Below are 14,545 nucleotides of genomic sequence, written 5' to 3'. Positions count from 1 at the left end.
CGTAAGCGACATGTTTTTTCACCCTCTATTCCCTGCCGCCCTTGCCCTTGCTGGCACCGCCCCCTGACAAAACAGAGCGTCACCATTTTCTCCCTCTGGCACACAAAGATTTATTTTTTATGTCTTTGACATTTGCATCACTGTCGTGGCAAAAATAATTTAACAGTCAGTAACATAGGTATGTCACTTACTGCTTCTTCCCGCATGAGGATCGGGAAGCTCCCGCACAAACTTAAACCAATGATGGCGATGGATTACTGGGGGCTGTTGACTAGGCTTAAGAGGTAAACAGAACAAAAGTAGTGATCCACTCTTTTTCAGGGCAAGCGACTATAACGAGGGCTAAGTTATGGGCATCTTCGAGCACTATCAACAGCGGTATGAGAAGGCCAGAGAGGAGGAGTACAGCATCCAGGAGTTTCTGGATATGTGCAAACAGGACAAATCCTGCTACGCCTCTGCCGCCGAACGTCTGCTGACCGCCATCGGCGAGCCGGAAATGATCGACACCTCGACCAATCCACGTCTCAGCCGTCTCTTTTCCAACCGCGTCGTCGCGCGTTATCCCGCTTTCAAAGACTTCTATGGCATGGAAGAAGCCATCGAACAGATTGTCTCCTATCTCAAACATTCCGCTCAGGGTCTGGAAGAGAAGAAACAGATCCTCTATCTGCTCGGACCGGTTGGCGGCGGTAAATCCTCGCTGGCAGAGAAACTCAAATCCCTGATGCAAAAAGTGCCCATCTATCGCATCAAGGGCTCACCGGTGAACGATCACCCCTTCTGCCTGTTTGACATCGACGAAGATGGCGAAATCCTCGAGAAGGAGTACGGCATCCCTCGCCGTTATCTGCGTCCCATCATGTCTCCCTGGGTCGCCAAGCGCCTTCACGAGTTTGGTGGCGACATCACCAAGTTCAAGGTGGAAAAGGTGAACCCCTCCATCCTCGATCAGATCGCCATCGCCAAGACCGAACCGGGGGACGACAACAACCAGGACATCTCCTCCCTGGTCGGCAAGGTCGATATCCGCATGCTGGAACACTTCGCCCAGGATGATGCCGATGCTTACTCCTACTCCGGTGCGCTGTGCAAGGCAAACCAGGGGATGATGGAGTTCGTCGAGATGTTCAAGGCCCCCATCAAGGTGCTGCACCCGCTGCTGACGGCGACACAAGAGGGGAACTACAACGGTACCGAGGGACTCTCCGCCCTCCCCTTCGACGGCATCCTGCTGGCCCACTCCAACGAATCCGAGTGGCAGCAGTTCCGCAACAACAAGAACAACGAGGCCTTCCTCGACCGGGTTTACATCGTCAAGGTGCCCTACTGCCTGCGGGTGTCGGAAGAGGTGAAGATCTACGAAAAACTGCTGTTCAACAGCGAGCTGACCGAGGCCAAATGCGCACCGGGTACTCTGGAGCTGCTGGGCCAGTTCTCGGTGCTGTCGCGACTCAAAGAGCCGGAAAACTCCAGCCTCTACTCCAAGATGCGAGTCTATGACGGCGAGAGTCTCAAGGACACGGATCCCAAGGCGAAAAGCTATCAGGAGTACCGGGATTATGCGGGGGTTGACGAGGGCATGAACGGCCTCTCCACCCGTTTCGCGTTCAAGATCCTCTCCCGTGTCTTCAACTTCGACCACGCGGAAGTGGCAGCCAACCCGGTGCACCTCTTCTATGTGCTGGAGCAGCAGATAGAGCGCGAGCAGTTCCCGCAAGAGCTGCACGATCGCTATCTGGAGTTCATCAAGGGTTACCTGACTCCGCGCTACGTCGAGTTCATCGGCAAGGAGATCCAGACCGCCTACCTCGAGTCGTATTCAGAGTACGGTCAGAACATCTTCGATCGCTACGTCACCTACGCCGACTTCTGGATCCAGGATCAGGAGTATCGTGACCCAGAAACCGGCCAGCTGTTTGACAGAGCGTCTCTCAACAGCGAGCTGGAGAAAATTGAAAAACCTGCCGGGATCAGCAACCCGAAAGATTTCCGCAACGAAATCGTCAACTTCGTGCTGCGTGCCCGGGCCAACAATGCAGGCCGTAACCCCAACTGGACCAGTTACGAGAAGCTGCGCACCGTGATCGAGAAGAAGATGTTCTCCAACACGGAAGAGCTGCTGCCGGTTATCTCCTTCAACAGCAAAACCTCGGCTGAGGAGCAGAAGAAGCACGATAACTTTGTCGAACGGATGATGGAGAAAGGCTACACACGCAAACAGGTGCGGCTGCTCTCCGAGTGGTATCTCAGGGTACGCAAGTCATCCTGACCCTGCCGTGTTCAAGGGGGAGTTATGGCGCATTTTATCGACCGCAGGCTCAACGGCAAAAACAAAAGCGCTGTCAATCGGCAGCGCTTCATCCGCCGCTACAAGAAGCAGATAAAACAAGCGGTCTCGGATGCTGTCTCCAAGCGCAGCATTCAGGACGTGGACAAGGGCGAGAGCATCAGCATCCCGACCAAGGACATCGGGGAACCCCATTTTCATCAGGGTCATGGCGGTAAACGGGAGATGGTGCATCCGGGCAACGACCAGTTTGTCTCCGGTGACAAGATTGACCGGCCCAAAGGGGGTGGCGGCGGCCAGGGGAGTGGCGAGGGCCAGGCCTCGGATCAAGGAGAGGGCGTCGATGATTTCGTCTTCCAGATCTCCAAGGACGAGTATCTGGACTTGTTGTTCGAGGATCTGGAACTGCCGCGGCTGCAAAAGACCCAGCTCAACCAGCTGATGGAGATGAAGACCTACCGGGCCGGCTACACCTCCAACGGGGTGCCTGCCAACATCAACGTGGTGCGCTCCCTGCAAAATTCGCTGGCGCGGCGCATGGCGCTGCAGGCAGGCAAGAAACGTCAGTTGCGTGAACTGGAGGAGCGCCTGGCCCAGCTGGCTTGCGAGCCCAACGACCATTTCGCCGAAATGGCGCAACTTGAAAAAGAGATCAGGGAGCTGAAACGACGGATCGATGCGGTCCCCTTTATCGACACCTTCGACCTCAAATTCAACAACTTTGTCAAACGGCCCGTCCCCTCGAGCCAGGCGGTGATGTTCTGCCTGATGGACGTCTCCGGTTCCATGGATCAGGCTACCAAGGAGATGGCCAAGCGTTTCTATATCCTGCTTTATCTATTCCTGAGCCGGACTTACAAGAATGTCGAGGTGGTCTACATCCGCCACCACACCCAGGCCAAGGAGGTGGACGAGCACGAGTTCTTCTACTCCCAGGAGACCGGCGGCACCATCGTCTCCAGTGCGCTCAAGATGATGAACGACATCATCAACGAACGTTATCCCGCCAACCAGTGGAACATCTATGCGGCGCAGGCCTCTGATGGTGACAACTGGGCCGATGACTCACCCCAGTGCAGGGAGATCCTGATGCGCGACATCATGCCGCGGGTGCGTTACTACTCCTACATCGAGATCACTACCCGCGCCCACCAGACCCTGTGGCACGAATATGAGGCGGTGGCAGAGCAATACGCCCACTTCGCCATGGAGCACATTCGCAAGGTCGAGGACATTTATCCGGTGTTCCGGGAATTGTTCAAGAAGCAAGCGGCTTGAGGGATCACATATGGTAGAAACCGCAAGAAAGATAGCGCCGCTGGACGATGGTCCTGACTGGAACTTCGATCTGCTGGAGCTTTATCACCAGGAGATAGCCCGGGTCGCCAAATTCTATCGGCTCGACACCTATCCCAACCAGATCGAGGTGATCACTGCAGAGCAGATGATGGATGCCTACTCCAGTGTCGGCATGCCCATCGGTTATCAACACTGGTCATTCGGCAAGCGCTTTATCCACACCGAACGCAACTACAAGCGCGGCCAAATGGGACTGGCCTACGAGATCGTCATCAACTCGGACCCCTGCATCGCCTATCTGATGGAAGAGAACACCATGCCGATGCAGGCGCTGGTCATGGCCCACGCCTGCTATGGTCACAACTCCTTCTTCAAGAACAACTATCTGTTCAAGGCCTGGACCGATGCCTCCTCCATCATCGACTACCTGTTGTTTGCCAAGAACTACATCACCGAGTGCGAGGAAAAACACGGCATCGATGCGGTGGAGAAACTGCTCGACTCCTGCCATGCCCTGATGAACTTCGGGGTGGATCGTTACAAGCGGCCCCAGAAGATTTCTCTGGCCGAGGAGAAGCGACGCCAGAAGGCGCGGGAAGATTATCTGCAAACCCAGGTCAATGAGCTGTGGCGTACCCTGCCCAAGCAGCACAAGATTGCCGGGGTGGAAGACAGGCGCTATCCTGCCGAGCCTCAGGAGAACATCCTCTATTTCATCGAAAAGAATGCCCCCCTGCTCGAGCCCTGGCAGCGCGAGGTGGTACGTATCGTGCGCAAGATCAGTCAGTACTTCTACCCGCAGAAGCAGACGCAGGTGATGAACGAGGGCTGGGCCACCTTCTGGCACTACACCATTCTCAACCACCTCTATGACGAGGGAAAAATCAGCGATCGCTTCATGCTGGAGGTGCTGCACAGCCACACCAACGTGGTCTATCAGCCCCCCTACAACAGCCGGTATTACTCGGGGATCAACCCCTACGCCCTTGGCTTTGCCATGTTCACGGACCTGCGTCGCATCTGCGAACACCCGACCGAGGAGGACAGATACTGGTTCCCCGATTACGCTGGCACCAACTGGGTCGAGACATTGCATTTCGCCATGCAGAACTTCAAGGACGAAAGCTTCATCAGCCAGTTCCTCAGTCCCAAGGTGATGCGCGACATGAAGCTCTTTGCCATCGATGACGACGATCTGAAGAACTACCTCAAGGTGTCCGCCATTCACAATGAAGAGGGCTACCGGCTGGTGCGTAGCACCCTGTCCGCTCAATACAACCTGAGCAACCTGGAGCCCAACATTCAGGTCTACAACGTGGCAGTGAAAGGCGATCGCTCCCTGACCCTGCGCTATGTTCCCCACAACCGCATCCCCCTTGGCGAGTCACGCCACGAGGTGCTCAAGCATCTGCATCAGCTGTGGGGCTTCGATGTGGTGCTGGAGCAGGACAATGGCGAGCTATCCGCAGATATCATCGGCCGTTGTCCGGACCGCAAGAGCATGACCTGACGTCAGTGCCGGGCATAAAAAAACGCGCCATCAGGCGCGTTTTTCTTGGATCAGGGCAATCAGTTGTCACACAGGTTGCTTGGCATGTCCTGACGCAGACGGGTCCAAAGCTTGCCAGACTCGATGCCGTACTGGCGTACAGTCATGAACACGGCTTCGTGATCCTTGGTTTCGGCCAGCTTGCGCAGCGTCTTGTAGTAGGCATCTGCGGTTTCCCGCGCCTGTTTGTCCGAGAAGTAGTAGCGGCCAACCCGGCTGTACAAGCCCTTGAAACCGTTGAGAATCAAGGCATAGATGGGGTTGCCCGAGGCAAATGAAAGCTGGTGATGCAAACGGTAGTCGAAGTCCGCATAGGCCTCGGCCGTGTTCTCCACATCATCGGCACCCCGCAAGATCTCGGCGGCCTGTTCCGGGTTGTTGCGAATGGCGCCACGGATGAAGATGGTGCAGATGTTGGTCCGGGCGGAGAGCAGCTGTGCCACCAGATCCGGCACCTTGTCCTGATCGAGACGTGCCAGTGTCTCCAGAATGTTGAGACCGGAGGTTTCCCAGAAATTGTTGACCTTGGTCGGTTTGCCATGCTGGATGGTGAGCCAGCCATCACGGGCAAGGCGCTGCAACACTTCACGCAAGGTAGTGCGAGTCACGCCGATCAATTCGGACAGCTCGCGCTCCGCCGGCAGAATGGATCCAGGAGGAAAGCGATTGTTCCAGATGGACTCGATGATGTATTCCTCGGCAAACCCGGCAGGGCTTTGCGCTTTAATGACCATGTAATGACTCTGTTGTAGTGCGTAAAAAGGCCCCCGAATAATAGCAAAGCCGGTCATGCTGGCAAGCAGAAGGTCGGTCCTCTGCTCACATTACCCCGATCTTTTTGTTAAAAATATGTATACAGCAACAAGTGGGGAGTCAACCAACACCAAATGATGGGGATATAAGCGTTTGCTCGCTGGGCAAGTTCGGCGAGCTTATTTATAGTTATCGCTCCCTTGATTAAAATCATGTGCAATCAATCTGATACAGGTGAATATCCGGATGTTCGGCTCGGGTCGGGCTCGACTGCATAGACGCAGATATCAACAACAGAACAGAGAACCATCATTATGCCAATCAGCCTAGGGCGCGCGTTTACAAAGAACTTTTTGGGCAATGCTCCGCGATGGTACAAAATTGCCATCGTTCTATTCCTGCTGATCAACCCGGTCATTTTCTACGTTGATCCCTTCCTGGCCGGCTGGCTGCTGGTTGTCGAGTTCATTTTCACCCTGGCCATGGCCCTCAAGTGCTATCCGCTGCAACCGGGCGGACTCCTGGCCATCGAAGCCGTGCTCATCGGCATGACCTCCGCCAACCAGATAAAGCATGAGCTGGTGGCCAATATCGAAGTGCTTCTGCTGCTGGTCTTCATGGTGGCCGGCATCTACTTCATGAAGCAGTTGCTGCTCTACGTCTTTACCAAGATGCTGGTGCGCATCCACTCCAAAACGTTGCTTTCTCTCGCCTTCTGCCTGGTGTCTGCCTTCCTCTCCGCGTTCCTTGATGCCCTGACCGTGATCGCCGTGGTCATCAGCGTCGCCACCGGCTTCTACGCCATCTACCACAAGGTGGCCTCCCGGGATGAGTCCGGCAATCTGCATCATGATGACGAAGAGATTGACGAGCTCTCCCGCCAGCATCTGAACGAGTTTCGTGCTTTCCTGCGCAGCCTGATGATGCACGCCGCCATCGGTACCGCCCTGGGGGGCGTCTGCACCCTGGTCGGCGAACCCCAGAACCTCATCATCGGTGAACAGGCCGGGTGGCACTTCGGTGAATTTGCCATTCGCATGGCACCAGTCACCATTCCGGTCTTCATCTGCGGCCTGCTGACCTGCATCCTGGTCGAAAAATTCCGCTGGTTCGGTTATGGCGCCCGCTTGCCCGAGCCCGTGCGTCACATCATGGAATCCTACGAGCGCGACGAAGACGCACAACGTACCCCGCAGGACAAGGCCAAGCTGATCGTCCAGGCGCTGATTGCCACCTGGCTTATCACGGGTCTTGCCCTCCATCTGGCTGCAGTTGGGCTGATCGGCCTGACGGTCATCGTGCTCGCGACGGCGTTCACCGGCGTGACTGAAGAACACGCGCTTGGCAAGGCATTCCAGGAGGCTTTGCCATTCACCGCCCTGCTCACCGTCTTTTTCAGCGTGGTGGCGGTCATCATCGATCAACAGCTGTTCAAGCCGGTGATCCAGTGGGTACTGGCGGCCAAGCCGGAGGATCAGCTTGCCCTCTTCTACCTAGCAAACGGTCTGCTCTCCATGGTCAGTGACAACGTCTTCGTCGGCACCGTCTACATCAACGAGGTGAAGACCGCCCTGATCAACGGCGCCATCAACCGGGAGCATTTTGATCTGCTGGCCGTGGCCATCAACACGGGCACCAACCTGCCGTCGGTCGCCACCCCCAATGGCCAGGCCGCATTCCTGTTCATGCTCACCTCGGCCCTCGCTCCCCTGCTGCGCCTCTCTTATGGCCGTATGGTCTGGATGGCGCTGCCCTATACCCTGGTGCTGGGGCTTGTCGGCTTTTTCTCCGTGGAACTGCTCCTCGGTCCTGCAACCGAATGGTTCTATCAGGCAGGGTGGTTGCTGGATCATGGGGCACTGCCACTGCCCACCCCGTCCACACACTGATCATGAAAGGGGCTGTTCGGCCCCTTTCTTTTCAGATGGGGCTCTGCTCTAATTCAGCCACTATTTTTCTCTGAGAGATCAATCATATGATCGAGTATCTTCGCCGCATTGCCAGTCATCGTCTGGCCTGGGGATTGCTGGCAGCCTCCGCTTTCGCGCTGGAACTCTGCGCCCTCTTCTTCCAGCACGTGTTGGGTTTGCACCCTTGCGTGATGTGCATTTATGAACGTATCGCCCTCCTCGGCGTACTCACGGCCGGCCTCCTCGGCATGGTCGCGCCAGAGCGCTGGTACCTGCGCTGGAGTGCCATGCTCCTGTGGGGTTACAGCGCCTTCTGGGGCCTGAAACTGGCGCTCAAGCATGTGGATTACCAGATGAACCCCTCCCCCTTCAACGTATGCGAGGGATTTGTTGACTTCCCTGCCTGGGCACCACTGGATAAGTGGGTTCCCTGGATGTTCTACCCGGACGGCGACTGCAGCGAGATCAGCTGGCAGTTCCTCGGTTTCTCCATGCCGCAGTGGCTCGTGGTCATCTTTGCCGCCTATCTGCTGGTGTTCGTCATCGTGGCTGCTGGCAACCTGATAAAAGGGCGCTGCTGCAACTAGTTCGTCACTCGACCCTAAGAAGGGAGCCCATGGCTCCCTTCTTATTTCCTCTTTATCGCCTCACGACCCCATGCCCAGAGGGCCGGATCTCCTTCTCCCTGTTCTGCCAATGAAGTGGCTGCCTGCGGGTGTGCATCATCGTAACAGGCCACAAGCGGGTCAAAGGGCGCAGCAGCGACCTGCCACTCGGCCTACCAACAAGAAGGGAGCCATCGGCTCCCTTCTTTCATGTCGTGCACGGCGATGTCACGCGCCTTCGGAGGTAGCCTTGCTGGCACTTCTCCTGGCCTTCACCATGCCGATCACCATGGGCAACAAGGAGACCGCGATGATGCCGAAGATGAGCAGGGTAAAGTTGTGGCGCACTACCGGCAGATTGCCAAAGAAGTGGCCGGCATAGACGAAGGAGAGCACCCACAAGAGCCCCCCCACCAGGTTGAACGCCAGGAAGCGGGGATAGGTCATGGCCCCCATGCCCGCCACGAAGGGGGCGAAGGTGCGCACTATGGGCAGGAAGCGGGTGATGATGATGGTCTTGCCGCCATGCTTGGCATAGAAGGCATGGGTCTTGACCAGATAGTCCCGGCGAAAGATTTTGGAATCGGGGTTGCGAAACAGCTGCTCACCGAAGAAGTGGCCTATGGTGTAGTTCACCACGTTGCCGAGCACCGCGGCGATGATCAGCACGGCGGCTAGGGTGTGCACGTCCAACACGCTGCCCACGGTGAGGGCACCTGCAGCAAACAACAGGGAGTCCCCCGGCAGGAAGGGAGTCACCACCAGCCCGGTTTCACAGAAGATGATGAGAAACAGGATGGCGTATACCCAGACGCCATAGTTCTCGAACAGCTCTTTCAGATGCACGTCAACGTGCAGAATAAAGTCGATGGCAAAGAGGATCAGATCCATTTTTTGGTACCCATGAAGTGAACGGCGTGGAGTCTACGCCAATGAGACCTGGCTCACAATCTCCCCATGGTCCCCTTTTTCGAATCCCATGAAGGGAGTCATTCAGTCCCCCCTTCTTTTCCCCTCTCCCTGAACGTAGGCTTCTGCTCACTCGGCCTTGTCCAGAGCGGCCAGCACCTCGCCGGGCAAGCATTTCTCCCAGCCCCACAAGAGGAGCAGCAACAAGGTAGCGTCGTCAAGCCAGCCAAGGAGAGGCACCACATCGGGGACAACGTCCACCGGGCTGATGCCATAGAGCAGAATAAGGATCACCAGCCCCTTCGCCCACCAGGGCGTGCCTGGGTGGCGAAAGCCTTGATAGAGGCGGCGCAAACGCCGCCAGATGAGCCAGCGTCTGGTGCTCATGACTCGATCAGCTCGCCGCGCAGCCGCTGGATCTGATCCCGCAGCGCCGCCGCCTGTTCGAACTCCAGATCCCGCGCATGCTGGAACATCTGCTCTTCCATCCGCTTGATCTCCTTGCTGATCTCGCTGGCAGAGCGGGCATGGTACTCCCCTTGCGGTTCGGCAGCCTTGCGACTCCCCTTGCCCGCCTTGCCCGCCGTGCGGCTGCCCCCCATGTCCATCACATCGCCGATGGCCTTGTTGAGCCCCTTCGGCACGATGCCGTGTTCCAGGTTGTGGGCGTGTTGCAGGGCGCGGCGCCGCTCGGTCTCTTCGATCGCAACCTTCATGGAGTTGGTGATGGTATCCCCGTAAAGGATCACCTTGCCGTTGAGGTTGCGCGCTGCCCGGCCGATGGTCTGGATGAGGGAGCGGGTGGAACGCAGGAAGCCCTCTTTATCCGCATCCAGAATGGCCACCAGGGAGACTTCCGGCATGTCGAGTCCTTCGCGCAGCAGGTTGATGCCCACCAAGACGTCGAACTTGCCAAGGCGCAGGTCGCGGATGATTTCCACCCGCTCCACGGTATCAATATCCGAGTGCAGATAGCGCACCCGTACCTCGTGATCCGCCAGGTATTCGGTCAAGTCCTCCGCCATCCGCTTGGTCAGTGTCGTGACCAGCACCCGCTCCTCCACCGCCACCCGCTTGCGGATCTCGGAGAGCAGATCGTCCACCTGGGTGCTGACCGGCCGCACTTCCACCTCAGGATCGAGCAGGCCGGTGGGACGCACCACCTGCTGCACCACGTCACCGCCTGACTTCTCCAGCTCGTAGGGGCCGGGGGTCGCCGAGACGAACACCGTCTGGGGCATCAGCGCCTCGAACTCGTCGAACTTGAGGGGCCGGTTGTCCAGCGCCGAGGGAAGGCGGAAGCCGTACTCCACCAGGGTCTCCTTGCGGGATCTGTCCCCTTTGAACATGGCGCCGATCTGCGGCACCGTGACGTGGGATTCGTCGATGATGAGCAGGCCGTCCCCCGGCAGGTAGTCAAACAGGGTGGGCGGCGGCTCACCCGGTGCGCGGCCGGAGAGGTAGCGGCTGTAGTTCTCTATACCGGAGCAGTAACCCAGCTCCTGCATCATCTCCATGTCGAACTGGGTGCGTTGGCTGATGCGCTGCTCCTCCACCAGCTTGTTGAGGTTCATCAGCTGCTCGCGCCGCCCCTTGAGCTCCTCCTTGATGTGCTCGATGGCACCCAGAATGGTCTCCCGCGGGGTGGCGTAGTGGGTCTTGGGGTAGATGGTGTAACGCACCACCGTCTGCTCGATGGCGCCGGTCAAGGGATCGAACAGGGAGAGGCGTTCTACCTCTTCATCAAACAGCTCCACCCGCAGGGCCAGCTTGTCCGATTCGGCGGGGTAGATGTCGATCACCTCCCCCCGCACCCGGAAGGTGCCGCGCTGGAAGGCCATGTCGTTGCGGGTGTACTGCAGTTCGGCGAGGCGGCGCAGGATATCCCGCTGATTGATCACGTCCCCCACTTTGAGGTGCAGCATCATGCTGAGGTAGGCCTGGGGATCCCCCAGACCATAGATGGCCGATACCGAGGCGACGATCACCACGTCGCGCCGCTCCAGCAGCGCCTTGGTGGCTGACAGCCGCATCTGCTCGATGTGATCGTTGATGGAGGCATCCTTCTCGATGAAGGTGTCCGTGGTCGGCACATAGGCTTCGGGCTGGTAGTAATCGTAATAAGAGACGAAATACTCCACCGCGTTGTCGGGGAAGAACTCCTTCATCTCCCCATAGAGCTGGGCCGCCAGGGTCTTGTTGGGGGCCAGGATCATGGTGGGACGATTAAGAGTCGCGATGACGTTGGCCATGGTAAAGGTCTTGCCCGAACCGGTCACCCCGAGCAGGGTCTGGTGGGCCAGTCCCGACTCGATGCCATCGAGCAGCTGGGCGATGGCCCTCGGCTGATCCCCGGCGGGTTGAAACTGGCTGGCCAACTGGAATAACTTGCTCATGACGACTCCCGGCAAAAAACGGCAAGGGAGCAGTGTACCCCGAGTTGAAGGAGCTGGGTATCCGCTCACCCTCCCTGATGGCTATTGACCCTGAAATACGACCTCTGTATGATGCACCTCCTTGCCTGATGTTCCCCCGTAGTTCAGTCGGTAGAACGGCGGACTGTTAATCCGTATGTCACTGGTTCAAGTCCAGTCGGGGGAGCCAATTCCTCACCATCTCGGTGCAAGTTATCCACTTTAGTGCTTTCCTCTTCCAATTTTAATGCACAAGCCCTCCCCTGCGGCCTGACTCCCTTTTGATCTCCCGTTACTGACCAGCAGCGTTTTGTTCTGCTGCGTATAACTATTTGATTTTTATAGAAACAATTTATTGCAGGTATTTTTTGAACAGTCCTTGCAGCCCAGTATTGGCGCGGCTTTCAGCCTGATCGCCAAGTTTCATAAACAGGGTTATCCACAGTTTCTGTGGGTAACTTGACCAAAGCCACGGTTCATCTGGGCTGGCAGCCATTGTCCCCGGTTTGCGATGGCTGCCCCCGCTCTTCCCCATTTTCTGCTGTTTTTCCCTTCCCCCCTAAATGGGATGAATCGACTCGCGGTGCTGCCTGTGGGGGATTTTTTTTCGCTATGCCGCGTCCTGCGGGTCAGCCCTCGCCGGATGAGTCATGAGTCTCTTTTGTTACCCTTCAATTTCCTCAGTGGAAAATGCTGAAAAACATGCCCGTTTGCTCCCCATGCAGCAGGTAATAAATTGTCCACAGGAGCGTCATCCCCTCTCTGCTCAACAGCATATTTCACTCATTGACAGCGGGCCTTGCAGCGTAAAATAGAGGTGTTTTCCCCAGCCCCCCCCTCGCATCCCTATCTTCATCGAAGAGACCAGCACTTAACTGGCTGTTAATCCGCTTTGGCGCTTCTTTCTTGATACAGGATCCGGCACAATATCGGCCTCACTTTTATCCTCGGTTTTTCCGGGCATGACCATAGATTTCGTGACACTGCTACATCAAAGCGACTCCCTGCTGCTGTTCGTGGTACTAGCCTTCGGGCTGCTGCTGGGCAAGGTACGCATCGGCAACTTCCAGATAGGCAACACCATAGGCGTGCTCTTCACCGCCCTGCTGTTTGGCCAGATGGGATTCCAGTTTTCCACCTCCACTGAAAACGTCGGCTTCATGCTGTTCATCTTCTGTGTGGGAATTGAAGCGGGGCCGCACTTTTTCAGCGTCTTCCTTCGCGACGGCATCCACTACATCACCCTGACCCTGGTGATCCTGCTGTCGGCCCTGCTGCTGACCGTGGGGCTCGCCAAGTTCTTTAATCTGGGGCCCGGCATGGCCGCCGGCATTCTGGCAGGTTCCCTCACCTCCACGCCGGCCCTGGTGGGGGCGCAGGACGCCCTGCGAAGCGGATTGCTCAACCTGCCCCACCAGACCGACATGCAGTCGGTGCTGGACAACATGGGCATCGGCTACGCCCTGACCTACCTGGTGGGGCTGGTGGGGCTGATGCTGGTGGTGCGCTACCTCCCCTCCCTGGCCAGGCTGGATCTCAATACCGAAGCGCAGAAGATTGCGCGCGAGCGGGGGCTGTCCGACAGCGAGAGCCGCAAGACCTATCTGCCCATCATCCGCGCCTATCGGGTCGGCCCAGAGCTCGCCGCCTGGATCGGGGGGCGTACCCTGCGGGAGACCGGCATCTATCCCCACACCGGCTGCTATGTGGAGCGCATTCGCCGCAACGGCATCCTGGCGAGCCCCGACGGTGATGCCGTCATTCAGGAAGGGGACGAGATAGCTCTGGTGGGCTACCCCGAGAGCCACGAGAAGCTCGACGTCAACTACCGCAACGGCAAAGAGGTGTTCGATCGCAACCTGCTTGACCTCCAGATCGTCACCGAAGAGATCGTGGTGAAGAACGATGCCGTGGTGGGTCGCCACCTGGTGGAGCTCAACCTCACCGAGAAGGGGTGCTTCCTGAACCGGGTGGTGCGCTCCCAGATCGAGATGCCGTTCGATCGCAATATCATGCTGCAAAAGGGTGACGTGCTGCAGATCAGCGGCGAGAAGCAGCGGGTCAAGCTGCTGGCCAACAAGATCGGCTTCATCAGCATCCACAGCCAGACCACGGATCTGGTGGCCTTTGCCACCTTCTTCGTGCTGGGGCTGCTCATCGGCTCCGTCTCCCTGGTGTTCGGCCAGATAGAGTTCGGCCTCGGCAATGCCGTCGGCCTGCTGCTGGCGGGGATCCTGATGGGCTACCTGCGGGCCAACCACCCCACGGTGGGCTATGTGCCGCCGGGGGCCCTGCGCCTTGCCAAGGATCTCGGGCTCGCTGTCTTCATGGTGAGTACCGGCCTCAAGGCGGGGGGCGGCATCCTTGATCACCTGAGCGAAGTGGGGATGGTGGTGCTCTTCTCCGGCATGCTGGTGACCACCTTGCCGGTGCTGGTAGGCTACCTGTTCGGTGTCTGGGTGCTCAAAATGAACCCAGCCCTGCTGCTCGGCGCCATCACGGGCGCACGTACCTGCGCCCCGGCCATGGACGTGGTGAACGAAGCGGCCAACAGCTCCATCCCGGCGCTCGGCTATGCCGGCACCTATGCGGTGGCCAACGTCATGCTGACCCTGGCGGGCTCCTTCATCATCGGCTTCTGGTTCTAGCCAAACGGGCCCGCAACACGCAGAAAAAGAGGAGCCTCGGGGTAATGCCAGTCAGTTAAGCCTGACTGGCATTGTTTTTACTAGGTTTTCTCGTCGCATACTTCTGTGGTTTGGCTTTGATGCACCTTGGGTAACTTCGTTCTCGGCGGGCGGGTAACTTGAACTGCT

The 14,545-nt window shown here is 57.7% G+C and carries 10 protein-coding genes and 1 tRNA gene; 7 read left to right on the top strand and 4 right to left on the bottom strand.

The features are described 5' to 3' along the window. The first annotated feature begins 349 nt into the window (after nt 1-349). The 3 genes from HKD46_RS11085 to HKD46_RS11075 are packed head-to-tail and all read left to right on the top strand — an operon-like array spanning nt 350 to nt 5,099. A complete protein-coding gene (locus HKD46_RS11085; RefSeq protein WP_010674903.1) occupies nt 350-2,272 on the top strand; it encodes a PrkA family serine protein kinase in 1,923 nt (640 codons plus the stop codon). Between the two features lie 24 nt (nt 2,273-2,296). Beyond that, a complete protein-coding gene (locus tag HKD46_RS11080; protein ID WP_010674904.1) occupies nt 2,297-3,568 on the top strand; it encodes a YeaH/YhbH family protein in 1,272 nt (423 codons plus the stop codon). A 10-nt stretch (nt 3,569-3,578) separates the two neighbouring features. Next, a complete protein-coding gene (locus HKD46_RS11075; protein WP_039040868.1) occupies nt 3,579-5,099 on the top strand; it encodes a SpoVR family protein in 1,521 nt (506 codons plus the stop codon). 59 nt (nt 5,100-5,158) lie between these two features. On the opposite strand, the gene fadR is transcribed toward HKD46_RS11075, so the two are convergent. Beyond that, nucleotides 5,159-5,872, bottom strand: coding sequence for a fatty acid metabolism transcriptional regulator FadR (fadR, locus tag HKD46_RS11070; RefSeq protein ID WP_010674906.1), 714 nt, complete (start codon nt 5,870-5,872; stop codon nt 5,159-5,161). A 333-nt stretch (nt 5,873-6,205) separates the two neighbouring features. Here fadR and nhaB point away from each other — a divergent pair, with 333 nt between their 5' ends. Beyond that, a complete protein-coding gene (gene nhaB / locus HKD46_RS11065) occupies nt 6,206-7,780 on the top strand; it encodes a Na(+)/H(+) antiporter NhaB (protein WP_052814370.1) in 1,575 nt (524 codons plus the stop codon). A gap of 86 nt (nt 7,781-7,866) precedes the next feature. Beyond that, nucleotides 7,867-8,388: a disulfide bond formation protein DsbB gene (gene dsbB / locus HKD46_RS11060; protein WP_010674908.1), complete on the top strand. Its 522-nt coding sequence runs from the start codon at nt 7,867-7,869 to the stop codon at nt 8,386-8,388. A gap of 246 nt (nt 8,389-8,634) precedes the next feature. Here dsbB and HKD46_RS11055 read toward each other — a convergent pair whose 3' ends face one another. The 3 genes from HKD46_RS11055 to uvrB all read right to left on the bottom strand — a co-directional run bounded on the left by HKD46_RS11055 (nt 8,635) and on the right by uvrB (nt 11,711). Further along, nucleotides 8,635-9,297 carry a DedA family protein gene (locus tag HKD46_RS11055; protein WP_010674909.1) on the bottom strand — a complete coding sequence of 221 codons (663 nt, stop codon included), beginning with the start codon at nt 9,295-9,297 and terminating at the stop codon, nt 8,635-8,637. 147 nt (nt 9,298-9,444) lie between these two features. After that, a complete protein-coding gene (locus HKD46_RS11050) occupies nt 9,445-9,702 on the bottom strand; it encodes a DUF1232 domain-containing protein (protein WP_041215068.1) in 258 nt (85 codons plus the stop codon). Continuing rightward, the gene (gene uvrB / locus HKD46_RS11045) at nt 9,699-11,711 is read right to left on the bottom strand and encodes an excinuclease ABC subunit UvrB (RefSeq protein ID WP_052814371.1); all 2,013 of its coding nucleotides are present in this window, start codon (nt 11,709-11,711) and stop codon (nt 9,699-9,701) included. The genes HKD46_RS11050 and uvrB overlap by 4 nt, the downstream gene beginning before the upstream one ends. A 132-nt stretch (nt 11,712-11,843) precedes the next feature. Here uvrB and HKD46_RS11040 point away from each other — a divergent pair. Both HKD46_RS11040 and HKD46_RS11035 read left to right on the top strand, forming a co-directional pair. Beyond that, a tRNA-Asn gene (locus HKD46_RS11040) sits at nt 11,844-11,919 on the top strand. 772 nt (nt 11,920-12,691) lie between these two features. Next, the gene (locus tag HKD46_RS11035; protein WP_029314601.1) at nt 12,692-14,377 is read left to right on the top strand and encodes an aspartate:alanine antiporter; all 1,686 of its coding nucleotides are present in this window, start codon (nt 12,692-12,694) and stop codon (nt 14,375-14,377) included. The last annotated feature ends 168 nt before the right edge of the window (nt 14,378-14,545 follow it).

The sequence above is a fragment of the Aeromonas sp. TW 6 genome (assembly GCF_013168745.1).
GTDB classification, from domain to species: domain Bacteria; phylum Pseudomonadota; class Gammaproteobacteria; order Enterobacterales; family Aeromonadaceae; genus Aeromonas; species Aeromonas caviae.
This window is presented reverse-complemented; position numbering and strand designations above follow the sequence as displayed.